The organism is Neobacillus notoginsengisoli (assembly GCF_003515685.1).
GTDB lineage: Bacteria > Bacillota > Bacilli > Bacillales > Cytobacillaceae > Bacillus_D > Bacillus_D notoginsengisoli.
Map to the genome: position 1 here is coordinate 176,992 of NZ_QWEG01000004.1, position 24,740 is coordinate 201,731.

At 44.9% G+C, this 24,740-nt stretch carries 24 protein-coding genes and 1 pseudogene; 18 read left to right on the plus strand and 7 right to left on the minus strand.

Annotation, left to right across the window (positions count from 1 at the left end; genetic code table 11):
* Positions 1 to 226: 226 nt before the first annotated feature.
* Entirely contained in the window at positions 227 to 2,143 is a 1,917-nt protein-coding gene (locus D1B31_RS07520) for a heavy metal translocating P-type ATPase (protein WP_118920144.1), read from the minus strand.
* A gap of 182 nt (positions 2,144 to 2,325) precedes the next feature.
* Complete coding sequence (locus tag D1B31_RS07525; RefSeq protein ID WP_118920145.1) at positions 2,326 to 3,510, minus strand: MFS transporter; 1,185 nt, start codon at positions 3,508 to 3,510, stop codon at positions 2,326 to 2,328.
* Between the two features lie 155 nt (positions 3,511 to 3,665).
* On the opposite strand from D1B31_RS07525, the gene D1B31_RS07530 reads away from it, so the two are divergent.
* The 7 genes from D1B31_RS07530 to D1B31_RS07560 all read left to right on the plus strand — a co-directional run bounded on the left by D1B31_RS07530 (position 3,666) and on the right by D1B31_RS07560 (position 10,238).
* The gene (locus D1B31_RS07530; protein WP_118920146.1) at positions 3,666 to 4,049 is read left to right on the plus strand and encodes an OsmC family protein; all 384 of its coding nucleotides are present in this window, start codon (positions 3,666 to 3,668) and stop codon (positions 4,047 to 4,049) included.
* A 66-nt stretch (positions 4,050 to 4,115) separates the two neighbouring features.
* The gene (cax, locus tag D1B31_RS07535; RefSeq protein WP_118920147.1) at positions 4,116 to 5,171 is read left to right on the plus strand and encodes a calcium/proton exchanger; all 1,056 of its coding nucleotides are present in this window, start codon (positions 4,116 to 4,118) and stop codon (positions 5,169 to 5,171) included.
* A gap of 459 nt (positions 5,172 to 5,630) precedes the next feature.
* Entirely contained in the window at positions 5,631 to 6,269 is a 639-nt protein-coding gene (locus D1B31_RS07540; protein WP_118920332.1) for a YczE/YyaS/YitT family protein, read from the plus strand.
* Positions 6,270 to 6,332: 63 nt separating this feature from the next.
* Positions 6,333 to 7,127, plus strand: coding sequence for a YfkD famly protein (locus tag D1B31_RS07545; RefSeq protein ID WP_118920148.1), 795 nt, complete (start codon positions 6,333 to 6,335; stop codon positions 7,125 to 7,127).
* Positions 7,128 to 7,296: 169 nt separating this feature from the next.
* Positions 7,297 to 8,061, plus strand: a complete 765-nt coding sequence (locus tag D1B31_RS07550; protein WP_118920149.1) for a hypothetical protein — start codon at positions 7,297 to 7,299, stop codon at positions 8,059 to 8,061.
* Between the two features lie 248 nt (positions 8,062 to 8,309).
* Entirely contained in the window at positions 8,310 to 9,989 is a 1,680-nt protein-coding gene (gene ggt / locus D1B31_RS07555; protein WP_240035204.1) for a gamma-glutamyltransferase, read from the plus strand.
* Between the two features lie 63 nt (positions 9,990 to 10,052).
* Positions 10,053 to 10,238 carry an SE1561 family protein gene (locus D1B31_RS07560; RefSeq protein ID WP_118920151.1) on the plus strand — a complete coding sequence of 62 codons (186 nt, stop codon included), beginning with the start codon at positions 10,053 to 10,055 and terminating at the stop codon, positions 10,236 to 10,238.
* Here D1B31_RS07560 and D1B31_RS23870 read toward each other — a convergent pair.
* Complete coding sequence (locus D1B31_RS23870; RefSeq protein ID WP_142922573.1) at positions 10,235 to 10,573, minus strand: hypothetical protein; 339 nt, start codon at positions 10,571 to 10,573, stop codon at positions 10,235 to 10,237. The two genes, D1B31_RS07560 and D1B31_RS23870, sit on opposite strands and share 4 nt — an antisense overlap.
* Before the next feature lie 231 nt (positions 10,574 to 10,804).
* Between D1B31_RS23870 and D1B31_RS07565 the strand changes: the two genes are divergently transcribed.
* The 11 genes and pseudogenes from D1B31_RS07565 (at position 10,805) to rlmD (ending at position 19,731) form a co-directional block, all read left to right on the plus strand.
* Positions 10,805 to 12,352, plus strand: a complete 1,548-nt coding sequence (locus D1B31_RS07565) for a fumarate hydratase (protein ID WP_118920152.1) — start codon at positions 10,805 to 10,807, stop codon at positions 12,350 to 12,352.
* A 216-nt stretch (positions 12,353 to 12,568) separates the two neighbouring features.
* Positions 12,569 to 13,354: a delta-lactam-biosynthetic de-N-acetylase gene (gene pdaA, locus D1B31_RS07570; RefSeq protein WP_118920153.1), complete on the plus strand. Its 786-nt coding sequence runs from the start codon at positions 12,569 to 12,571 to the stop codon at positions 13,352 to 13,354.
* Positions 13,355 to 13,502: 148 nt separating this feature from the next.
* Entirely contained in the window at positions 13,503 to 14,102 is a 600-nt protein-coding gene (locus D1B31_RS07575) for a hypothetical protein (protein WP_118920154.1), read from the plus strand.
* Positions 14,103 to 14,155: 53 nt separating this feature from the next.
* Positions 14,156 to 14,596, plus strand: coding sequence for a hypothetical protein (locus D1B31_RS07580; RefSeq protein WP_118920155.1), 441 nt, complete (start codon positions 14,156 to 14,158; stop codon positions 14,594 to 14,596).
* 91 nt (positions 14,597 to 14,687) lie between these two features.
* Positions 14,688 to 15,101 carry a hypothetical protein gene (locus D1B31_RS07585; protein WP_240035205.1) on the plus strand — a complete coding sequence of 138 codons (414 nt, stop codon included), beginning with the start codon at positions 14,688 to 14,690 and terminating at the stop codon, positions 15,099 to 15,101.
* Positions 15,102 to 15,183: 82 nt separating this feature from the next.
* The gene (locus D1B31_RS07590; RefSeq protein WP_118920156.1) at positions 15,184 to 15,717 is read left to right on the plus strand and encodes a hypothetical protein; all 534 of its coding nucleotides are present in this window, start codon (positions 15,184 to 15,186) and stop codon (positions 15,715 to 15,717) included.
* 51 nt (positions 15,718 to 15,768) lie between these two features.
* Positions 15,769 to 16,239: a hypothetical protein gene (locus tag D1B31_RS07595; RefSeq protein WP_118920157.1), complete on the plus strand. Its 471-nt coding sequence runs from the start codon at positions 15,769 to 15,771 to the stop codon at positions 16,237 to 16,239.
* 54 nt (positions 16,240 to 16,293) lie between these two features.
* Complete coding sequence (locus D1B31_RS07600) at positions 16,294 to 16,497, plus strand: transcription initiation factor TFIIIB (protein ID WP_118920158.1); 204 nt, start codon at positions 16,294 to 16,296, stop codon at positions 16,495 to 16,497.
* A gap of 215 nt (positions 16,498 to 16,712) precedes the next feature.
* Positions 16,713 to 17,288 (plus strand): uridine kinase family protein, encoded by a 576-nt coding sequence (locus D1B31_RS07605; protein ID WP_118920159.1) that lies wholly within the window; start codon positions 16,713 to 16,715, stop codon positions 17,286 to 17,288.
* 69 nt (positions 17,289 to 17,357) lie between these two features.
* Entirely contained in the window at positions 17,358 to 18,221 is an 864-nt protein-coding gene (locus tag D1B31_RS07610; protein ID WP_192894754.1) for a DNA-3-methyladenine glycosylase family protein, read from the plus strand.
* A 121-nt stretch (positions 18,222 to 18,342) separates the two neighbouring features.
* Positions 18,343 to 19,731: pseudogene (gene rlmD, locus D1B31_RS07615) on the plus strand (23S rRNA (uracil(1939)-C(5))-methyltransferase RlmD).
* Positions 19,732 to 19,943: 212 nt separating this feature from the next.
* Here the strand turns inward: rlmD and ade are convergent.
* From ade to D1B31_RS07635, 4 genes are all read right to left on the minus strand, one after another.
* On the minus strand, positions 19,944 to 21,686 hold the full coding sequence (gene ade, locus D1B31_RS07620) for an adenine deaminase (protein WP_118920161.1): 1,743 nt from the start codon (positions 21,684 to 21,686) through the stop codon (positions 19,944 to 19,946).
* Between the two features lie 267 nt (positions 21,687 to 21,953).
* A complete protein-coding gene (locus tag D1B31_RS07625; protein ID WP_118920162.1) occupies positions 21,954 to 23,312 on the minus strand; it encodes an NCS2 family permease in 1,359 nt (452 codons plus the stop codon).
* A gap of 296 nt (positions 23,313 to 23,608) precedes the next feature.
* The gene (locus tag D1B31_RS07630; RefSeq protein WP_118920163.1) at positions 23,609 to 23,923 is read right to left on the minus strand and encodes an XdhC family protein; all 315 of its coding nucleotides are present in this window, start codon (positions 23,921 to 23,923) and stop codon (positions 23,609 to 23,611) included.
* Positions 23,920 to 24,738, minus strand: coding sequence for an XdhC family protein (locus D1B31_RS07635; RefSeq protein ID WP_240035206.1), 819 nt, complete (start codon positions 24,736 to 24,738; stop codon positions 23,920 to 23,922). The genes D1B31_RS07630 and D1B31_RS07635 overlap by 4 nt, the downstream gene beginning before the upstream one ends.
* Between the last annotated feature and the right edge of the window lie 2 nt (positions 24,739 to 24,740).

The window sequence follows — 24,740 nt, forward strand, 5'->3', positions numbered from 1 at the left end:
TTAAATGAAGTTGAATAACTAGCGATTTACGACTATACGAAAGATTTGCAAATAGTCATCCTCTGAGGAGGGCTACTTTTGCAAAAAAACATGGTGAATTTTCACTAGTCATCCTGCTCATTTCAACTACAAGAATTGCCGAACTGCCACCCCTTCAAAACCATCACAACATCACTTCGGAACGCAAAGCAGTTTTTGCAAAACAGAAGCTCCTCACAAACCGTCCCTATGACTTCAGCAACCGCAAGCTGTTCAGGATAACGAGAATCGTGCTTCCTTCATGGCCGATGACCCCGTAAGGAAGGTCGAGCAATTGCAGGAAATTCGAAGCAATCAGTACCATGATGACCAGAATGGAAAATACAACGTTCTGCTTGATAATCCGGTTCATCCGGCGCGACAGGCGAATGGCGTTCGCAATCTTCGGGAGGTCGTTTTTCATTAAAACGATATCGGCTGTTTCAAGGGCAACATCCGTTCCTTCACCCATTGCAATCCCGACGTTGGCAGTCGCGAGGGCGGGAGCGTCGTTAATTCCATCGCCTACCATCGCGACAGTGCTGAATCTTTCCATTAATCCTTTCAGGCGGTCAACCTTTTCTTCGGGCAGGCATTCGGCAAAATACTCATCGACACCGCTTTCGGCTGCAATCGCCTTGGCGGTCGTTTGACTGTCACCCGTTAGCATGACAGTATAAACACCCTCTTTGGCCAGGTCGCCAATCGCAGCCATCGCTCTTTCGCGGACAACGTCCTTCAAGGCAAGCATCCCGGCAGGCACTCCGTTTACACTCATGAAGACAAGTGTATTTCCCTCAGCCGCGAGCCGGGTTGCGTGTTCTCCGGCAACCGCCTCAGCTTCTTCTCTTCCAATGAAACTTGCTTTACCGATTTTCCAGGACTCGCCGGCGATTTCGGCAGCGATGCCCCAGCCCGGCATATCTTCTATTTTATCAGGCTGAATCATGTCTTCCTGGAAGTGTTCTTTTGCAAAAGAGACAATCGCTTTCGCAAGCGGATGATTCGATTGGTTCTCGATCGAAGCGGCTTTCCATAGCAGCTCGCTCCTTGAAAAACCATCGGCCAAGATGAATTCGGTGACCTCCGGCTTGCCTTTGGTGAGTGTGCCTGTCTTGTCAAAGGCAATGGCATTCAAGTGGCTTAAATTCTCCAGGTGGACGCCGCCTTTGACAAGGATGCCATTGCGCGCGCCGTTTGATATGGCGGAAAGGGTCGCCGGCATAATCGAGGCGACGAGTGCGCATGGTGAAGCGACCACGAGCAGGATCATGGCCCTGTAAAAAGATTCCTGCCAGCCCCAGCCGAGTGCATAGTGGGGAACGAACATCATTAAGGCGACAACCGTAAGGACAATTTTTACATACGTTCCTTCAAATCGTTCAATAAACAGCTGTGACGGAGATTTTTCGCTTTGGGCAGACTGGACGAGCTCGATGATTTTATGGAACAGCGTCTCATCGCTTGCCTTTGTGACCTCGATCGTAATGGAACCGGTCAGATTTACCGTGCCGGCGAATACTTCCTCGCGCAGGCCTTTTTCAATAGGAACGGATTCCCCGGTGATCGCTGACTGGTCAATGCTTGATTCACCCTTTTTGATGAGGCCGTCAGCAGGAATTCGTTCTCCCGGCTTCACCAATATGGCGTCGCCGACTGCCAATTCCGATACCGCAACCCTTTGCTCTCCGCTTGCTGTCAGTAGAAGCGCTTCTTCAGGCTGCAGCTCCATCAGCGAGGAGATTTCTTTATGGCTTTTGTTCATCGTATACGTTTCGAGTGCGCCGCTGACGGCAAAAATGAAAATCAGGATGGCACCCTCCGCCCAGTATCCGATGATGGCTGAGCCGATGGCGGCAAACACCATCAGCATTTCAACATTCAGCTCTTTGTCTTCGATTGTTGCTTCGATGCCTTCTTTTGCTTTGGCAAAACCGCCGATGACAAAGGCTGACAGATAGGCAGTTATGCTTGCTGGTTCCAGACCGCTTTTGCTAAGCAGCCAGCCTGCAACGATTAAAATTCCGCTGATTGCTGCGGCAATCAATTCCAAATGGGGCATTATTTTTTGCAAAAAAGCACTTCCGCTGCCTTCTGGTTCATTCACTCGGGCATGAGCTTCCATTTTCGTTTTCCTCCCTCTAATTGAGAATGCTAATCATAATCAATGGCCTTATAAAATGACGAAAGCTGCCACCGGCAAGCGATAGCAGCATAAAACATTTATTTTCTAGTTTAGAATCATTCTATCATACAGTACAGTATATGCAAAGCAAAATGAAAACAACCCGAATGAATTAAACGAATTTAGGAAAGTTGGGGCTGGTTTGTGCTGGTACTCCCAGACGGTTTAACGAAGTATAACGCCAGAAAGATGGCCATCAGCAAAACGCTGATCATGTAAAAGAACGTTGCACCTTCAGTATATTGAATGGCCAGTCCGCCAATGAACGGGCCGCTAATGCTTCCAAGACTGAAAAAGATGCCGCACATGAGGTTCCCGGCCGGAAGAAGGTTTCTAGGAAGCAGGTCAGCCATATAGCTGATGCCGAGCGAAAACGTTGAGCCCACAGCCATTCCGGCTAGGAAAAAACAGATTAGCAAACCAGTCATGCTTGTATGGAAGAGGCCTGCCGCGATAAAGCAGATAAAGCCGCTGAGCATGATGCCCATTAGGACATTCCGCCTTCCGAACCTGTCGCTCATAATGCCTAGCGGAAACTGAAACAGAATGCCTCCGATTGCAAAAGCAGGCAGAATAACCGAGACGGCTGAAATATCAAGGCCGTTCCTTAATGCGAGGATCGGAAAGTTTCCGTTCAAAGAAGCTTCTAAGAATCCATACCCCAAAGGAGGGAGCAATGAAACCCAAGCGATCTTTAAAACTTGGCCAAAGCGGGAAAAGGTTCCGAGATACGAGCCAGTTGCACCGTCCTCATCAGGAGAATCGTTCTTGAGCAGCCAGACGAACAGCCAGGAAACAACCGAAAGAGCGGACGAAACGATAAACGGAAGTGCTTCGTTGATTTCGACTAGTCTTGTCAGCATCGGTCCAATCGCGAATCCGATTCCAAAGAAAAGGCCATATAGCGATACATTCCGGCCTCGCCGGTTTTCGGTGGAAGAGGCCGTTATCCATGTTTGGGCGCCGAAGTGAAGCATGTGGTCCCCGACTCCGATTAAAAACCGGAGAAAGAACCAGAACCAAAAGCCTTTCCAAACAGGAAAGAGCGCCAGCGCGACGGCCACGCTTAGGCCGCCCGCGAGAATGATTGGTTTGTAGCCGAACCGTCTTAATGGCGCTTCCATGAATGGGGAAGCAAGTAATATTCCAATATAAAGAGCAGTGGCATTGATTCCGTTCAGTGAGGAAGACAAGCCGTCATGCTCAAAGATAATTGCAATCAGCGGAAGCAGCATCCCCTGGGAAATGCCCGAGATGCCGACCGTGCTGACAAGAATCCAAAAATGGGCTGCAGGAGTTTTTTTCATAACATAACCTCGGTTTTTGTAGAATAGTCAAAACTGATGGTATCGGTTAAAGGCTTTTTTTGCAAGGGGGAGAGGAGATAAAACTTTTCCGCTTCAATAAATTGATATACTCTTTTTAATAAGAAACTGTTAAAGACAATGAAGGGGTGGTAAAGATGATTTTTAAAATGAAGGATGATGGATTTTTTACGGAGCTGCCGTTTGGGCGCCTGGATGTTTCAGGTAATGAAGAGGTCGGGTTTCGCCCGTACCAGTTGATGGCTGCATCGGTTGCTGTTTGCAGCGGCGGGGTGCTGAGGAAAATTCTCGAAAAAAAGAGGCTCGAAGTCAGGGATATTGAAATCCAGACAAATGTGGATAGGAATGAAAATCAAGTAAATAAAATTGAAACCATCCATATCCATTTCGTCATTACTGGAAACAATCTGAACGAAACACAAATTGAAAAAGCAATCACGCTTGTCGGGAAAAACTGTTCGATGGTTCAATCCGTAAAAGGGAGTATTGATGTGAGAGAGACCTTCGAGTTGAAGGGCTAGAATAAATGCGGAAAACCCGGGTAAAGGTAGAATTAACATCTACACTTGGATTGCGAGGGAATTGTAGTGGCAAATAAGATTTTTATGATTATGACCTTTATCGGGGTTCCGCTTTCGGTTATGGGGAGCCTTATGCATTGGCCAAGCACCATATTGTTCGTCATTTACTGTTTAACGATTATCGCGCTTGCCAGCTACATGGGCAGGGCGACTGAAAGCCTCGCTGTGATTGCAGGGCCGAGGATCGGTGGACTGTTGAATGCGACATTTGGGAACGCTGTCGAGCTAATCATTTCTATTTTCGCCCTTAAAGCCGGCCTTACTGGGGTTGTACTTGCATCACTTACCGGTTCTGTACTTGGAAACTTGCTCTTAGTCGCCGGCCTTTCATTCTTTATTGGAGGAATCAAATTTAAGCGGCAAACCTTTAACATTTTTGATGCGCGCCATAACTCGGGACTCCTGATGTTTGCTGTACTTGTAGCTTTTGTCATCCCGGAAGTATTTTCGATGAGAATGAGTGAAGGCGAAACACTATCCTTAAGTGTTGGCATCTCGATCATTTTAATTGCGCTTTATCTGGCCGCGCTCTTCTTCAAGCTGGTCACGCACCGGGGAGTTTACCAAAGTGAAAGTTCCGGCCAAACACATGAAGAGGAGCCGGAATGGAGCAAAATGAAGGCAATTGTCATCCTTGCCCTAGCTACCATTGCAGTGGCGTATGTTTCCGAAAATCTCGTCCATACCTTTCATGATGTTGCGAAATCGTTTGGCTGGACCGAGTTGTTCATCGGGGTCATCATTGTGGCGATTGTCGGAAATGCGGCTGAACACGCGTCTGCGCTAATTTTTGCCTGGAAAAATAAAATGGACATTGCAGTGGAAATCGCAATCGGATCGACACTGCAGATCGCAATGTTTGTCGCTCCGGTCCTTGTCCTTGTTTCCTTGCTGTTCACTAAATCCATGCCGCTTGTTTTCACCTTGCCTGAACTCGTTGCAATGGCTTCTGCAGTCCTGTTGATCATCATTATTTCTAACGACGGGGAATCGAACTGGTTCGAAGGGCTTACCTTGATGGCTGCCTATATCATTATGGGAATAGGTTTTTTCCTTTTGTAACTGTCCAAAAAAAACAAAATGGCTCCAGGCAAATTGCCCGGAGCCATTTCTTCATCCAAATTCAAATGTACAGGCGGATCGCGAAAATCCATCTACGCGCCGCATTCCGATCAGGCTTATTAATCAAGTCGCTTTTTTAGGGAACAACCACCAACCTTCATGCTTAATATGGTAAAATCAATTTCAGTTAACATAAATTAGTGTATCCCTGCCTCCTTTAATGAAAAGTTGCCAGCGAGTTGATTCTGCCCTCCTTTATTTAAATTAAAGCAAGTATACACCATTAATTGATTGTTGTAAAGATTCAGATTATTATTTTTTTGAGGCACGGGGACGGTTCCAGTGCCTCACTCTTATCGGAGTCCCATGGAGGCGGCAAAAGGCAATAAAACGGTCCCAATTCCATGCTTGGCTCCATTATTGTTAGGTTATGAACGAATAATTCTTAAGGAGACCAACATGGCGTTATTTTATCGTTTTTTGTTTTTTTTCATCGGATTAATGATTTTGACGTTCGGCGTATGCATGACGATTGTCGCCGACTTCGGGGCGGGCGCTTGGGATGCGCTGAACGTTGGTTTGTCCGAGACAATCGGCCTGTCAATCGGCCGCTGGGTGATGATCGTCGGAGCGATTCTCATCGTTGTCAATTCTTTTCTTCATCAGAGTAAACCCGAACTGCTCGCCATTGGGATTATTTTTGCCACCGGTATGCTTATTGATCTTTGGATGTTCCTTATTCTCGGGGGATATGAACCAGCCGGCCTGACAGACAAGCTGACGATGTTCATCGCCGGAATTGTCGTCATCGGCATTGGCGCGGCCATTTACCTGCAGGCGAAATTCCCACTGATTCCAATTGACAATTTAATGATGGGATTAAAAAAACGGCTGAATGTCAGCCTGATGGTCGCGAAAACGATTGGAGAACTCATTGCATTGGTCCTGGCGTTGATTTTCAGCGGGCCGATTGGAATTGGAACGCTAATTATTACGTTTGCCATCGGGCCAGTGATTCAAATTTTTTTCCCTCTGTTCGAGAAACTGCTGAACAGATTGCTTGCGTCAGCCAATGCAAAAAATGAACATATTGGATAATATTCCTGAACTCCGAAAACACTAAGTGCAAACAAACGCACTATGTGAAAGGAGTTCTTTTTCATGGCAAAAAAATTCGTCATTTTCATTCTGTTTACCGTTGTCCTAATCGTATTATCACCCGCCTCCGCCGAAAAGGCAGCGACAAAAAAGCTTATTCCTGAAGGGGTTTTAAATATTACGAAAGAAAATACGTATCCAAACCCGAACCAGGATGAACCGCTCCTTCAGCCGAGCGAACTGGCAAAAAGATTAATTGATTCCTCTAAAGTAAGAATCGAAAATCCGAATTTAATTAGGATGCTGAACGAAACATCTGTATCAGCTACCCCGTTTGCATTCGGATACAAGGCCATCATTTACCTTGGGCATTGGCCGCTTAACTACGAATCGGCGGAAACAGCGCCAAATTGGGAATACCAGAAAATCAACACCAACTATTATGACAATAGAGGCGGTGAAAAGCCGTATCAGATCCACTACGTCCAGGAATCCCAAAAGGTCATTAAGGGCGGACTGACCGCGAAAATTTCGAATGCGGATGAAGTAAAGAATATGATGCTCAGTAAGGCTGCTGGCAAAACAAACCTGCCGCTTGCATTCGAGACAGTCATCGGACTCGGCACGAAAAAGGATCAGATTTACAACATACCGAGAAAGCGGCTCGGCTATCTTTACGCCTACGCCCCGGCCATCAATGAAAAGGGAAAGGTCACCTACGGCGAAGTGTATCTCATGCTGAAGGGCAATAAAAAATCCCTTGTGATCAAAAATGTCACCTCGCAGGGAATCGGCGCCTGGATCCCAATTCAGGATTATGTTTCCTTCAGCTTTGCTGCAAGTGAACGGCCGAGATGATTTTGGCAAAATAAACGCCATCCCGTGCTTTGGGATGGTGTTTTTTGTCGGAAACATAAGGGAAATAATCCCGTTTCCTCTGCAAGAAGTTGTTTAGCCTTAAGCTCAAACGGGAAATACACAAACAGGCTAAACTTTACTTTTAAAATGATAGAAGGAGGAATTGGCAATGAGCGAGTACGACAACCAGAATCAGAATTTAAGCTATTCAGATAATGAAAAGAACAGCAAGCTGTTGAAGGGAATCGTAATCGGCGGGGTCATCGGGGGAATCTTGACACTTCTGGATTCTTCAACCCGCAGCAGCCTGAAGGAAACAGCAACTGAGCTGAAAAACACCTCTAAGAACATGTTCACAGAAGTAAAGCAAAACCCAAATGAAGTAAAAGACCAGATGGTCACGCAATTCCAGCAGGCATCCAATGTACTGAAGGATGCGATTGCCGACGCGCAAAGGCTGTACGACCGCCTGAATAGCGATTTGTTCGGAAAAGTATCCGAAGTGAAGGACATTTCAAAAGATGCAATCGACACAGTCATGGGCTTTAAAGGCGAAGTGAAGGAAATTGGCTCGAAAGTGGCGGAAGCAGGCACTGAACTGAAAGCGGCGGCGCCAACCGGATCAGGTACTGATTCCTCCAGCGGCTCCACTTATCCTTCTGGAGAAAACACTTACCTTGGACAAGCTTCCGGATCGTTGACCGGTACAAGCTCGGTAACGGGCAGCGGCAGCGACACTTCTTTTAGGGACACCGGCACCACGGATTACGGTTTGGTCAACTCATCCGAGTCGCTCGATAACACAGACCTGACTTCAGGTGACGCGACATTTTCACCCGAAAAATCCGGCGGTCTTGGCTACTCCAACGAAAAAGGCAAGCACACAACAGGCGGCCAGGAGTCTCCGAAACACGACAAAGATGAAAAGTTTTAATGAATAAAAGAGCCAGCAGGTGAATGCCTGCTGGTTTTTTTATGTTACATAGGGCGAATAGTGCTTTTTCGTAGTTATCTGTCATCCCCTTCAAGGCACCTCTTTTGGCAAAAATCTCGATTAGACTAGCTTCCATAACCGGGACCATTCGTTCTGCTCGGCTTCTTCCAATCAAGTCCAGTTTTGATAAAACGAACCTCGGGTACTTAACAGATAGAAGACATGGACGTAGAGGGGAGACGAAGCCATTGGCACGTACGAATAGATGTTGTATAGAAAGAGAAACTGCACAAGGTAAATTCGGGATGGTAGCGACAGCCCACCCGCTGGCGACCGAGATTGGCGCTAAGGTGCTTAAAGCGGGCGGCAACGCCATAGATGCGGCAGTGGCAATCCAGTTCGCGCTGAATGTCGGAGAGCCGATGATGACCGGAATCGGCGGCTCCGGCTTTATGATGATCTATCATAAGGAGAGCGGAGAGTTAAAAGTTTTTAATGGGCACTCGGAAGCGCCGGCGGCAGCCCATCCAAATATGTTCCTTGATGAGACGGAAGAAGTCATCCCTTTCAGGAAGCGGTCGACCCATGCGACAGCGGTAGGGATTCCGGGCATCCTGAAAGCGATGGACGCGGCACTTAAGGAATATGGCAGCAAACCGCTTGCGGACTTGATTGAACCATCCATTCAGGCGTGTGAGGAAGGAATTCCTCTTAACTGGGTATTCCTGAACTCATTTGATGAATTCGGCTACCGTTTGGGTGATGAAGCGCGTAAGTACTTTTTGGCCGAGGGAGAAAAGTTCGAGGAAGGCCACCTGCTGAAAAAGCCACACTTGGCAAAAACGTTCCATATTTTGCAAAAAGAGGGGGTTGGCGCGTTTTACGAAGGGGAAATAGCAGAGGCGATTGCCAACACTCTCCAAGGTCTCGGCGGCTTCATGACAATGGATGATTTGAAAAATTACCGTCATACCGTCGATGAACCATTCCGCGGAACGTACCGAGGCTATGAAATCGCATCAGCAGGCCCGCCAACGGCCGGTGGCCCAAGCTTGCATTATATTCTCAAACTGCTTGAGAACTTTGATTTGGCTTCGTATGGACCTAGGTCGTGGGAAAAGTATTATTTATTTGTAGAAAGTATGCGTCTCGCCTTTTCAGATAAAATTGCCTATATCGCCGACCCTGCCTTCAATGACATTCCGTTAAAGGGGATGGCTGATGAACGGTATTTGGCGGAGAGACTGAACTATATCAATTTCGAATTCAGAAATTTGGACATTGACTTCGGTAACCCTTGGAAGTACCAGGATGGAAAAGGGCGGCCGGTGATCAGGCAGCCGTTTGAATCGGAAAAATCGGAGACGACCCATTTCACTGTAGCGGACCGATGGGGAAATATCGCCGCATGTACATCGACTGTTGAGCATCCATTCGGAACAGGTATTATCGTACCGGGCTACGGGTTCCTGCTGAACAATGAATTGACTGACTTCGACGCCATTCCTGGCGGAGTGAACGAAGCTGAGCCGGGTAAACGGCCCGTCAGCTGCAAGTGTCCAACCATTTTATTTAAGGACGGGAAGCCGTACGTGACCCTCGGTTCACCGGGAGGCCCGACCATTATCGCATCTGTTTTCCAGACGATTGTGAATCTCATCGATTTCGGAATGGATTTGAAGGATGCAATTGAAGAGCCAAGAATTTTTTCGACACCGGGTATGCTGCTGTCCTGGGAACAGGGAATCGACCCTTTGGCAAAAGGCAAACTCGAATCAATGAACTATGAGTTTGGCGACGAACCGCACATCATCGGCAATGTCCAAGCGATTCAGTTCGACCATGAAAAAGAAACGATGGTCGGAGCCGCAGATTCCAGCCGCGAAGGTACCGCAATCGGGATTGATTTTTTGCCGGGTGAGGAATAATACAACTAGAAAAACTCTTCGATTTCGGTTAGGATGGTAAACGAGACGAAAGGAGCGAACCACTTGGGCAAAGAAATCACCGACAAAGACACGCAGGTCACCTTCCTGAAACAGCGGCTGAACCTGTTTATGGACCTGCTTGACGCAATTGAACCAGAAGAAGCGGACGTCGACGACATCGATCGCCTGCTTGAAATCATTGACGAAATTGAATCCAAAGTGCGCGAATTCAATCACCGCGACCTCTAAACCCTGCCAAGTGCAGGGTTTTTATTCTTTTTGCAAAACTGACTGTGTGATTTCGGACAGTGAACCGGATATTTGCGGTCGTGGAGTCCGAATACGGGGTTGATTCGGACAATGAATGGTTTTTGGCTGTCGGGGAGTCCGAATACTGCAAGGATTCGGACAGCAAACAGGTTTTTCGCGGTCGTAGAGTCCGAATACGGCATGGAATCGGACAGCAAACAGGTTTTTCGCGGTCGTAGAGTCCGAATACGGCATGGATTCGGACAGTAAACAGGTTTTTCACGGTCGTGGAGCCCGAATACGACCTGGATTCGGACAGCTAATAGGTTTTTCACGATCGTAGAGTCCGAATACGACCTGGATTCGGACAGCTAATAGGTTTTTCACGATCGTAGAGTCCGAATCTATTTTTGCAAATAAACTTCACTCACACACTTCCAGCCAACAGCACTGTTCTGCCAAGAAAGCGCTTTTATCTTTAATCCCTTTCAAGTTAGCAGTATAATGAAGAAGGACGGAATTGTTTCAAAATTCATACTAGAGCTGTTGATCAAGGGGGAGAAGCAGTGAAGATAGAAAAATTTCAGGAAAGTATGTACAAACTGATTGTAGAAACTTCTACAAAGCTGCCAAAGGATGTACGCCGGGCAATCAAGGCCGCGGCTGAAAGAGAAAACGCCGGAACGCGTTCGGCAATGAGCCTTGCAACGATCACAAACAATATTCAAATGGCTGATGAGCAGGTTTCTCCAATCTGCCAGGATACCGGCCTGCCGACTTTTAAAATTAAAACGCCGGTTGGCGCAAACCAAATCCAGATGAAGGCTGCTATCCAAAATGCAATTGCAGAGGCAACCAAGGACGGCAAGCTTCGCCCGAATTCGGTTGACTCGCTGACAGGTGAAAACAGCGGCGATAATCTTGGCGGCGGAACGCCTGTCATTAAATTTGAACAATGGGAAAATGATTATATCGATGTCCGCCTCATCTTAAAGGGCGGCGGTTGTGAAAATAAAAATATCCAATATAGCCTGCCTTGTGAACTTGATGGGCTTGGCCGTGCTGGCCGTGACCTTGACGGAGTCCGCAAATGCATCATGCATTCCGTCTACCAGGCACAAGGACAAGGCTGCAGCGCTGGGTTCATCGGGGTTGGCATCGGCGGGGACCGTTCTTCTGGCTATGACTTAGCCAAGGAACAGTTATTCCGTTCGAATGATGATGTCAATACAAATGAAGACCTTCGCAAGCTTGAAGAATATATTCTGGAAAATGCCAATAAGCTTGGCATTGGTACGATGGGCTTTGGTGGGGAAACAACCCTTCTTGGTTGCAAAATTGGCGTCATGAACCGAATTCCAGCAAGCTTTTTTGTATCCGTTGCCTATAACTGCTGGGCATTCCGCCGTCTCGGCGTTAATGTACACCCTGAAACAGGGGACATTATCGACTGGATGTACCAGGAAGGCGACATGATTGACTTTAAACAGGAGCAAACGCTTGCGGCCCAGGAAACTGCCGCAGCATCTGAAGGAGTAATCACTCTTCAGGCTCCGATCACTGAAGAACAAATCCGCAGCCTGAAGGTCGGCGATGTTGTCCAAATCAACGGGATGATGTACACAGGTCGCGACGCAATCCATAAATATTTGTCGACTAACGATTCGCCTGTCGACCTGAATGGGCAGGTCATTTATCATTGCGGCCCTGTCATGCTGAAGGATGCAGAAGGAAAATGGCATGTGAAAGCTGCCGGCCCGACAACAAGTGCCCGCGAGGAGCCTTATCAAGGGGATATAATGAAAAAGTTCGGCATTCGTGCAGTTATTGGAAAAGGTGGAATGGGGCCGAAAACACTTGCAGCGCTTAAAGAGTACGGCGGCGTATATTTGAATGCCATCGGCGGAGCCGCCCAATATTACGCAGACTGCATTAAATCTGTCGAAGGCGTCGACCTCATGCAATTCGGGATTCCTGAAGCGATGTGGCACCTAAGGGTTGAAGGCTTTACCGCAGTCGTCACAATGGACTCGCATGGAAACAGCCTGCACGCAGATGTCGACAAATCGTCACTTGAAAAGCTCGCGCAGTTTAAAGAACCGGTGTTTAACTAACCAACAAAGAGGTGCGGAAAACTTATTTCCGCACCTCATTTCTATATGTATAGAACCCATCCAGTCTGTAAAAATTTCGTGCACTTATTTGCCGGAATTTCCCGGGAAATGCAAACGCCGGAGAAATGTCTGTTTTTCACAGAAAATATTGCCATCATTAATATGCGAATGGATTCCAAACAATAAGAAAAACGAGTTTTTTGGAGGAATCTGTTCATGAAAAAGTTGTATGTGTTTTTGCTGGCAGTATGTTTAGTCCTGACATTAATTCCGGGCTTTGCAAAGGGTGAAACGTCCAATACGCCGTTTGGCTGGGGTTTTAAGCGCGGACAAAACGAGCAGCCGGCTGATGCGGGATATCAGTTTGAAGCGCTTCTCGAAAAAAATGGCGCAGTGTACAAAGGTAGGCCTGACGCGAAAATTGTATATTTGACTTTTGATAATGGCTATGAAAATGGCTATACCGGCAAGGTTTTGGATGTGTTGAAAAAGGAGAGGGTTCCCGCGGCATTTTTCGTCACTGGTCATTATCTCGACAGCGCACCGGAATATGTCGAGCGGATGGTAAGTGAAGGCCATATCGTTGGCAATCATTCATGGGGACACCCCGACTTTACGAAAATTCCAGATGCAAAAATAAAAGAAGAACTTGAAAAGGTACGTGTGGCTTACCAGGAACTGACCGGCAAAAAGAAAATGGTTTATGTCCGTCCGCCACGCGGAACATTCAGCGACAGGACGATGAGCGTCAGCAAAGAAGCCGGTTATACCCATGTTTTCTGGTCGCTTGCCTTTGTTGATTGGAACGTGAACGCCCAAAAAGGATGGCAATATTCCTATGACAACATCATGAGACAAATCCATCCGGGTGCGGTTATCCTGCTTCACTCCGTTTCAAAAGACAATGCTGATGCGCTCGAGAAAGCCATCATTGACCTGAAGGCCAAGGGATACAAATTCAAAAGCCTTGATCACCTAATAAAACAGCATAAATCAAAATAAAGAATAATGGACTGCAGAAATGCGGCCCTTTTTTTTGGGAAAAATCCTGTTTCAAAACAAGAAAAAATTAGCCGAATTTTGCTAGCGACATGGTAAAATTAACTATATACATACTATTCAATTAACAACCAAACTAAAGGAGGAAACTATGAGCAACTTAGTATCAAACACGGAAAAAAGGCCTGTTCTTGTCGTCACTTGGGCCATTATTCTATTTGTCAGCAGTTTTTTTATGCCTTATGTGATCGTTTTCTTAATACATAATTCTTTTTTCCAATCACGGGAACAATGGCTATTCGAAGCGCCGGGCTCAGGATATTTAACGTTTATGATTGGGATGATTTGGATTCCGATTGTCATGATTTTGCATGTCATCATCCAATCCAAATATAAGGTAAAATATATGAGGTTGATTTCAATGGCGCTGATCTCATTGAGCATTCCTTTTTTACTGCTCGGAGCCACTCATTATTACTACATAGACAATAACGGTCTTCATTTCAATGAATTGAAAACATTCAACAAAACGTCTACGTATGAATGGAGCAGCTTAAAGGAAGTGAAACAAGTATATGCCGAAAGGAAAGAAGACGGCAGTGTTTATTTTGACCACTATGAATTCATTACTGGAGATAACAAGCAAATCATCATTCCTTATGAGGTAGGACTCCGGAATGTTGAGGCGCATATCCTGGAAAAGCTGAAGGAAAACCATGTCAAAGTTTCTGATAATTACCTTGATAGCTAGAAGACGATTCAAGTCCCAGTCAGAGCTGCATAACATAGTAAGGGGTGAATTTTTTGCAAAAATCAAGCCGGACGAACTATTTGTTGAAGATACTCTGGGTGGTAGGTCTAGTCTTTTTGGCAAAATTGAGCTTCGATTATAAAAATGCAGTGAAGCAGGCTTCGAACGACACATTTAATCTGACTCCTGTTATCTGGGCGAATTTTTTCACTTCGGTCATCTTTGGCCTTTATCTTTCTCTTGTGCTTATAAAAAAATGGTCTTTTAAAATTAATCATGCTTTATTGTGGTTCGCTGCTGTTCCCTGTTTACTTTTAGCCCTTATTTATCCGTTATTAGCGTCATTTGAGTATGCAGGGGACGGACCACCGATATGGGAGCACTCCCTTGCGCAGCTGGTGATGATTGGAATGGGCAATCCAGGATTATTTGGGATAGCGGGCGGCCTAATAATGATGCTAAGCGTCTTTGATGCACGAACTAAAAAAGAATAATGGGAATGAAAATGGTGCGTAAATCGAAGGATTCATGCGCTTTTTTCTTTCATCTTTTGCAAAAAAAACAATTTGGAGTGGAGGGCAAACGATGAAACTTGGAGTTGGAGTGAGATTTCGACTTGTTTTTGTAGGGGTGATGGTTGCTTTTATACTGGCTGGATGCGGGTTGGAGACAAAAACCCTCCCTGAGTTCTATGAGAATGATTTGGATGGAGTAACGAGAATTGTCATATGGGATGGCAGCACTGGGTACAAAAAAACAATGACTGACAAAGCCTTAATAGAAGAGTTCCTAAACAAAATGAAAGACATTAAATTTATTCCGGAAGAGAACCAGGAAGAGCGGACTGGCTGGCGTTATTCAATTAATCTATATGAAAAAGGTAAACGAACGTTTCAATTCACTTTAAATAAAGTCAATAATCACTATTATTATACCGAGCCCGATCTCCATCCGATTGTGGATGAGTTTTATAAAAATCTGAATGTTAAAGAGGAATAAGCGGGTGAATAGGTTGAGGAAATAGGAGTTAATAGGTCTTGTACTAAGTTCCATTGAAAATAATTGATAGGAGACGGAATAAATGAAGAAATCTCTTGTCTTATTGTCTTTACTAATCATGCTCACTCTTACGGGTTGTATCGAAAAAAATATAGAAGATGTAACCGCGAATGCCAAAAACAGCCCTACGGAGACGGAAGAACCGAAAAGCTGGAACCTTTCATCTGAATTTAAGTCATCAGAAGGAGATTACTTGCTTGGAGAGGAAGGAAAAGCAGGGTTAATTGGCCCTGAATTTAAAGCAGGCAAAATTGATAAATGGCTTTGGCATTTTTGGGGAGACGAAAAGACGATTGAAGGCGGGAACTTCAAAGTAGTCGCGATCCACAAGGAAACCGGTGAAAAAGAAAAGGCATTAGTCGAAAATGCCGGGACATCTAATGAGCAAAAGGTATGGGAGTATGGGAAGCTAGCATACAGCCCGAATGGAGTAAGGGGATCGGACAGTTCCATGCCCTCCAACATGTCTTTGTCCACACCAGGAGTATGGCGATTGGAAATTTTCATTGGTGAAAACTATTTTGGCGCAATTGTAGTGGATGTGAAGAAAAAATAAAATAAAAAACTTCAATTTTAAACGGGTTCTTACTTGAGGAGGTGGCGACGGATGAAGTGGATTGAGGTTAAAGATCAGAACGATATTGAATATTTGTTGGATACTTTCGGCAGGTTTCATGACAGCTGTTTAAAAGAAATGTATTTATGGACGAATCATTCTGTTGATGAGGACCTGGGAATGAGCGTGTCAGCAGAGCTTGACACAAATATACGGATTCTTTTTCAAAGGCAATTCAGAAACCCTTCTGCAATCGAAATGGTATTTGAAGGGGTGACACAAATGCACATTGTTCCAAGTCCAATTAATTATGACTCCATTATTTATGAAGGAAAAATAATATTATACAGAGGGCTGCTCTATTGGACGGATGACTCCGATTGGAAACCTTATGGTTCTTCTTCCCGTGCGAATTGGATATCTGCTTCTAGATTAAGATGGCGTGATGCAAGTTCATGGATGGGCAGGAAAAATCGTTACGGAGTAATGCATCAAGACAATGAAACTTTGGCCAGTGACTAAACATACGTATTGTTAATAGATATGGATAGTGGATGAAGCAGAGGAGGACTTTAAATGAATCGTTTTAAAAATGTATCTAATTGCCCAAAATGTGGCGGAACCGAGCTGGGGAAAGGGAAGCAAAGTGGATATGCAGTCATGTATCCTTTCAATAAAATGAGTTTTGGTTCAAATATAGAATACATAATTTGCACTGAGTGTGGATATATCATCGAAAGCTATGTAAAAAATCCTGAAAAGTTTAAGGGGTCATTCTAACAAAGTGGGTAAATCATTTGCATTGAAAAGCTCTATTTTAGCTGGATAAATAGGGCTTTTTATATTTAAAAATAAACAGTATTGGGATATTTTTTACATTGGATATACCCACCTCAATAACCAGGAAACACTAAAGATTAAAACCTTAGCCAAGAAAACACATCAAATATGAGTAGTGGAAATCAGCAAAGTTTAGAATGGGAGCCGTGGTTTGGATGCAAATCGAACAAGTTTTAGCGAAAATTGACTCGGTGCCAAGAAAACAATCAACGCTGCTTATTGGGATCGATGGATGCGGCGGCTCAGGCAAAAGTACACTTGCAAGAAAACTACAGGAAAGCAGGCATGATGCAATAATTGTCCATATGGATGATTTTTATTTTCCTTCTGCTGAAATCATCAAGGGAGACCCAAAGGATAAGCCGGTTGGAGCGGACTTTGACTGGCAGCGAATGTTGCAGGTAATTGTGCCCTTAAGCGAGGACAAAGAAGGCAGATACCAGCGATATGATTGGAGTAGTGATAAACTTGCCGACTGGCATACTGTCCCTGTGGGCGGAATTGTCATCATTGAAGGGGTGTCCGCAATCCGGAGAGAGCTTGCGGAATACTATGATTTAACTATTTTTGTCGATTGCCCATATGAGGTCAGGCTTCAAAGAGGGCTTGACCGGGACGGCGAGGGCGCGAGAGATATGTGGGTGAAAAACTGGATGGTTGCCGAAGAAATGTATGTGGAAGCCCATAAACCACATGAGCGCGCAGACTTGGTAATGGATGGAACGAAATAGGACGGTGTTTTAGGCCGTCTTATGAAAACATGCTATAATCAGGAAAAATGGACAAAAGGGGAAACGAATGTGTGGCAGGAAATGATTCAAATAGACGGCCCTTATAATTTTGACATGGTTCTCGACCGGCTTTCGATGGACCCGCTCAATGCGCTCAATCTTGAAAAGAGAACAATCACGGTGCCAATCAGGCTTGAAGGCGAACCAAATACCGCAACTGTCACCGCAACCGGCACGACAGAACAGCCTAGTTTTGTGATTGAATTAGAAAGCGGCGATAAAGAACGTATCATCAATCGGCTTGGGGAAGTATTTCAATGGGAAGTGCCGTTAAAGGATATTCACGAGCATTTTGGCAAAACTGACCTCAATGTGATCTTTGAAGAGCATGTCGGTACACCGCTCATTCTTGATTTTGACCCGTTTGGCTGTCTGCTAAAATGCATTATCCATCAGCAGCTCAACATGGCATTCGCCATCAAGCTAACCGAACGTTTCGTTAAAAAATACGGCTTTGAAAAAAACGGGGCCTGGTTCTATCCGGATCCAGAAAAGGTTGCAGAGTTGACTGTCGAAGAACTAAGGGAACTCCAATTCAGCGGCAGAAAAGCGGAGTATGTCATTGATATCGCAAAAGCCGTCACAGAGGGCGGATTGGACTTGGAAGAGATCAAGCATGAGGATGAGCAAGTCATTTTTGACAAGCTCATCAAAATACGTGGCATTGGCGCCTGGACAATCCAGAACTTTTTACTCTTTGGACTCGGCCGCCAAAATCTATTCCCAATGGCCGACATCGGCATCCAAAACGCACTAAAAAAACTCTACCAACTCGAGCGCAAACCAACACAAGAAGAAATGGAAAAATACAAAACCGGCTGGGAACCCTACCTAAGCTACGCCTCCCTCTATCTCTGGAGAAGCATTGAATGAAGAAGCAACCGGCCGGTTTTTAGTGAGGCACGGGGAGGCACGGGGACGGTTCCAGTGCTTCATTCGAGAGTCGAAATAAGTTATTTATCTATATAGAGGGAATTTAGATGGAGTTGACATCATGAAAAAAGAACAGGCAATCAAAATAGAACCAAAGCAAACATTCCCGCTGACGATCAAACGGCTCGGCATTAACGGGGAAGGAGTCGGTTATTTCAAAAGGCAGGTCGTCTTCGTACCAGGGGCGCTGCCTGGCGAAGAAGTCGTCGTTGAGGCAACCAAAATCAATCCCAAGTTCGCTGAAGCCCGGATTAAAAAAATCCGTAAAGCATCGCCGTACCGGGTCGCACCGCCTTGCCCTGTTTACGAATAGTGCGGAGGCTGCCAGCTTCAGCATCTTAAGTATGAGCGGCAACTGGTCGAAAAGCGTGATATCGTCGTGCAATCGCTCGAACGCCATACAAGGCTGAGGCTTGATGGACTTGACATCCGTTCGATGATCGGAATGGAAGATCCGTGGTCGTACCGCAACAAAAGCAGCTTCCAGGTAGGAGTTGAAAAGGGCAAGGTTCTCGCCGGCCTGTACGGCTTGAACTCGCATAAACTTATCAATATCGAACAATGCGCCGTCCAGCATTCCACCACAACAGAAGCGACATTGAAGGTAAAGCAAATTCTCCAGGACCTGCGCATTCCAATCTATAATGAAAAGTCTAGAAAAGGAATCGTCCGCACCATCGTCACCCGCGTTGGGGTCCAATCGAAGGAGCTTCAGGTAGTATTAATTACGACTCAGCGGGATATTCCGAAAAAAGATTTATTAATAGATGAAATGACGAAGAGGCTACCGGAAGTAAAATCGATTGTCCAGAACATTAACGGGGAAAGAACTTCGCTGATTTTTGGAAAAGAAACAGCCACACTGTCCGGGAGTGATTTTATCCAGGAAACACTCGGCGACTTGCAGTTCGAGCTCTCAGCCAGGACGTTTTTCCAGCTGAATCCCGTCCAAACGGTTAAGCTGTACGATGAGGTGAAAAAGGCAGCCGAGCTGACTGGGGTAGAAAAAGTCGTTGACGCTTATTGCGGAGTCGGAACAATCGGGCTTTGGGTTGCCGACAAGGCAGGCGAAATCAGGGGAATGGACATCATCCCTGAATCCATCGAGGACGCAAAGAAAAACGCCGCCCGCCATGGGATTAAACATGCAACCTACGTGACAGGAAAGGCTGAAGTATTGCTGCCAAAATGGACAAAAGGAGGCTGGCGGCCGGATGTGGTCATTGTTGATCCTCCAAGGACTGGGCTTGACGGAAAGCTGCTGGAGACACTGTTAAAAGTCAAACCGAAAAAGATTGTTTACGTATCATGCAATCCTTCGACATTGGCGAGGGACATCCAGACATTAAGCGCGAAATACAAAGTTGAATACATTCAACCTATTGATATGTTTCCGCAGACAGCGCATGTGGAGTGTGTCTCGCAACTTATTTTAAAAGAAGGCAACTAACCCTTATGGGAGTTGCCTTCTCATGTTTATTGCAATGGATTTTTCGATACTGTATTTGATGTGAATTGTTCCACTTGACTGGCAGGTTACATTGTTAACAAAAGAATGAAATATTTGAGGCGTTAAATCCTTAAGGTTAAGCAAATCATTTAGCTGTCCTTTAAGGGTAAAAAATGAAGCGCGCCTTATCGCTTCGTCTTATTATGGAATCCTTATTTTACCCCGACATCAATATGTTTAAAGAGTTTTACATCAAACAAGCCCAGATCTGTCACTTTAATTTCAGGAATAACTGGCAAGGCCAAAAATGACAACGTTAAAAATGGATTAAAGTTTCCGGCAAAACCAATTTTGGTCAAAGCATGATTCAGTGATTCAAGCTTTGCATTGACATCCTTATAGTCCATATTAGCCATTAAACCGGAAATCTTAAGTGGCAGTGAAGCCAAAATATCCCCGTCTTGAACAACGGCCAAACCGCCGCCCATTTCACTAATAACATCGATTGCAGTCAGCAAATCATCATCATTTGTTCCAACCGCTACCAAATTGTGAGAGTCATGGGCTACTGTTGAAGCGATTGCCCCTGATGCCAACCGAAAACCTTTTACAATACCCAATCCAATGTTCCCGGTCATTTTATGTCTTTCCAGTACAAGCATTTTTAAAAGATCATCCTCGGCAGATGGGACAAATTTACCATTATTAGCTGAAACCGTCTCAATAATATGATTTGTTACAATACTATTCGGGATAACCTCAATTACATTTGCCCTTGTCTGATCGCCCAGCCAAATCGTTAAATTATCTACTGAAGGCCGATGGAATTTTACACTCTCAAGTAGCTTTTCCGGCGGTAATACTTGCCCGTCAGGCATATCCTCCAAAAGATATTTCCCTTTTTCAGCAATAAGGACCCCGCTTACAAAAACCTGATCAATTTCTAGTTTTTCCAAGTTGTTTAATAAGATAAAATCAGCATCAAAGCCAGGTGCAATGGCACCTTTATTTTTTAACCCGAAGCATTCGGCGGTATTCAGCGTCCCCATTTGAATGGCTAAAATGGGATCGAACCCTTTAGAAATCGCCAGACGAATATTGTGATCAATGCTGCCTTCTGCGATAATATCGTCTAAGTGTTTATCATCTGTTACAAATAAGCAGCGGCGGGCATTTTTCTCGGTTACGGCTTCAAGTAAATTACTTAAATCTCGTGCCGCTGAACCCTCCCTAAGCATTACATACATTCCGCGTTGAAGCCTTTCTTTCACTTCTTTAGCGGTGACACACTCGTGATCCGTTCGTATACCTGCAGTCATGTACACATTAATGCCAACCGAATCGACACCAGCAGCATGTCCGTCAATTTTTTTACATGCATTTTCAGCGATTAGCAGCTTTTCAAGCATAGGATCTGCGCCCTCAAATACGGAAGGATAGTCCATTACCTCACCTAAACCGAGAACTCGGGGATGTGAAAATAAAGGGGCCAAATCCTCCGCCAACAAGCTTGCCCCGGCATTTTCAAAAGGTGTTGCTGGAACACAGGATGGGAGCATAAAGTAAACCTGCAGCGGCAGGTCGTCAGAGGAATCCAGCATATAATGGATTCCTTCTAAACCTGATACATTTGCAATCTCGTGCGGGTCAGCAATAATGGTCGTAACTCCATGCGGCAGAACGACTTTGGCAAATTCCGACGGTATGACCATAGCGGATTCAATATGGACATGGCCATCAATGAATCCAGGTGCCATGTACCTGCCATTTGCATCAATCTCGGTTTTCCCTTCGTACTGCCCAATCCCGACAATGACACCGCTTTCAATTGCGACATCAGCTTCAATCGTCTCTTGGTTAAAAACATCAATGATTTTTGCATTTTTAATAACAAGTTCAGCAGGGGAATGCTTACCGGCTGCAGCGATCTCTCTTTTCATTTTATTCAGATTCATTTTACAAGCCCCTTCTGATTGTTTTTTCTATATAAAACCAACTTAATTTTCATACATTGCCGTTGATCTGCGCTTCAGGCACTTCGCTTTCCGCGGGGCGTCAGTGGAGCCTCCTCGGCGCTAAGGCGCCTGTGGGGTCTCCACCTTGCCGCCACGTCCCGCAGGAGTCTTCATGCCTTCCGCTCCAATCAACTAATGTTCTATTCTTTAATTTAGCCAATATAAATTAATCTTTGTAAAAGAAAGCTGGAATACCTAATCTTTACATTATCCAGCCATGATGAAGTTGATAATAAACGCGATACTTACAAAGTACATGATCCAATGAACCTGTTTGCCCTTGCCTGTTAAAAGCTTAAGGATTGTATAAGAAACGAAGCCAAAAGCCAATCCTTCAGCAATACTGTATGTTAAAGGCATTAAAATAATAGTTAAAAATGCAGGGATAACATCTGTAAAATCATCAAAACTGATATGTTTTATTTCGCTAAGCATCAATGCCCCAACGAGAATTAAAATCGGTGCGGTTGCGGCACTAGGAATAAAGTTGATAATTGGGGCAAAAATCAGCATTACAGCGAAAAGAAACCCTGTTGTTAAAGCTGTTAGTCCAGTTCTTCCGCCTTCCGCAATGCCTGTTGCGTTTTCAACATAAGCATTTAATGCAGTGCTGCCAACAGCGGCACTTGCCATTGTACCGACGGCGTCTGCCTGTAACGCTCTGTCCAGGTTTTGAATCTTGCCGTCCTTATCAACTAATCCTGCTTTATTTGATAAACCGATTAATGTTGCAAGGTTATCAAATAATTCAACAATGGTAAAGGAAAAGATAATTGAAATAATCCCATATTTCACAGCACCGACCAAGTCCATCGCCAGGAAGGTTTCAGAAATACTTGGCAATTGTAATGAAACGATATCACTGACAGCGGTTGGATGTTTTACGACCCCGACAATCATGGCCAATACAGTTGTTGTTAAAATACTAATTAAAAGAGAACCCTTTACCTTCTTGGCCATTAAGAATGCTGCTAAAAGTAGCCCGAAAATAGCTACAAGCGGCCCTTTGGAGGTAATATCACCGAGGCCTACCGTTGTTGCTTCATTTGCCACAACGATTCCTGCATTGCTAAAGCCGATAAATGCAATGAATAACCCGATTCCAACTGCGATGGCCGATTTGAGCACATTTGGTATCCCTTCGACAATCTTTTGCCGGATTCCTGTAACTGTTAAGAGAAAGAAGACAATACCTGAAATGAAGACGGCCCCTAATGCGGTTTGCCAACTTAACCCATGACCAAGTACAACCGTGTAGGCGAAGAAAGCATTTAAACCCATCCCTGGAGCAACAGCAACAGGAAAGTTTGCCCATAAGGCCATTAAAATGGTACAGAATACAGAGGCATAAATCGTTGCAGCCAAAGCGGCTTCTTTCGGTATCCCTGCATCGGATAGAATCATAGGGTTAACGAAGATGATATAACTCATCGTCAAAAATGTCGTGATTCCTGCCAGTATTTCTGTCCTTACATTGGTTTTTCGCTCTGTTAATTTAAAAAAACGATCAAGTGAGCCTTGCCTTGGAGTAGGAACTTTCCCGGGTATCACTTTTCCAGTTTCCATAAAATACCTCCTCAAATGATTTGATAGGATAAATTGCAACAGTAGATGGCCTCCTTTATATGAATTTATTCACCCCCCTGCAAAATAAAGATAGTTAATTAAAAAACCGCAGATAGAAACATTTTTGTTTCAATCTGCGGTTTCAAATTAATCCGTTCAACAGATTAGAAAGAACCGAACCTTTAAGATGATCAGTAGATGGATCCTTCGGTAAACGACAAGACCTCATCTAGTTATATACATTTTATGCGCAATCGGAAAATGGTTAGAACAGCAAAACTTTCCCCTTAACCCCGTTATACCGGCTCAATAAATACATCCATAATTCCTCCGCAAATTCCGCCATCCTCATAGAATAGCCCCTTTGTCAGATCCACTTGATGCTGTGCGGGTTTCTGGCTGCTGATTACAACCATCGCAGTCTCAATAACTTCTGCCTCGCCGCAGCCGCCCCCAATTGTGCCAATTAGATTGCCGTCTTCCATAATGAGCATCTTGGAACCGGCTTTCCTTGGAGTCGAACCTTTTGTACGGATGATAGTTGCTAAAGCAGCATTTTTACCGGCAAGTTTTATTCCCAGTAAATGATTAAATATATCGAGGGATTTCATTTTTTCTCCAACTCTCTGAAACCCAGTGGAGCCAGCTTTCGGATATCTTTGCTAATCGACTCCCCAGATCTGCCGTTTTTTACTTTTAAAATTTCCGCCATGATGCTGACGGCAATTTCTTCTGGAGTTTCTGCTCCGATATCAAGGCCAACGGGTGTATAAATTTGGCTAAGCCTTTCCACCGGGAATTCCTCTTTTAATTGTTCAAAAACGCCAGAAATTCTTCTTCTGCTGCCAATCATTCCGATATAGGCAGGCTGACTATCCCGCCCCAGCAACTCTTGCAAACTCAAAACATCAAAGCGATGCCCCCTGGTTAGCAGTAAGATATAAGTTTTACAAGTAAGCGGCACATTTTTGAAATAACGTAGGAAAGACTCACAAACTACCTTATCAACATCCGGAAATCGTTCCGTATTGGCAAATTCCGGCCGATCATCAATAACCGTTACATAAAAGCCGAGCATACATCCGAGCTTTGCAACTGGTTCACAAACATGGCCGGCCCCCGCAATAATCAGGTGGGAAGGGGAAGGGTAAACATCGATAAAACACTCAAAATTCACCCCATCCTCATCAAAAACCACAGCCCTTGATTTTCCCTTATTTAAAAGAGCCAAACATTTTCCCGAAAGGCTATCTTCAAGGAAAAGTGGGAATCCATTCCCGGGAAAGCAATCGCCATTTTCAAAAAAAACTGCTTTAGAACCAATGGTGCTGGCATCACTTGAATTTGTAATCGTTACTAAACAAGCATCCTTGTATTCTGTTGTCGCTTTTTTTAGCATATACAGCAACTCTTGCAAATATTTCACCC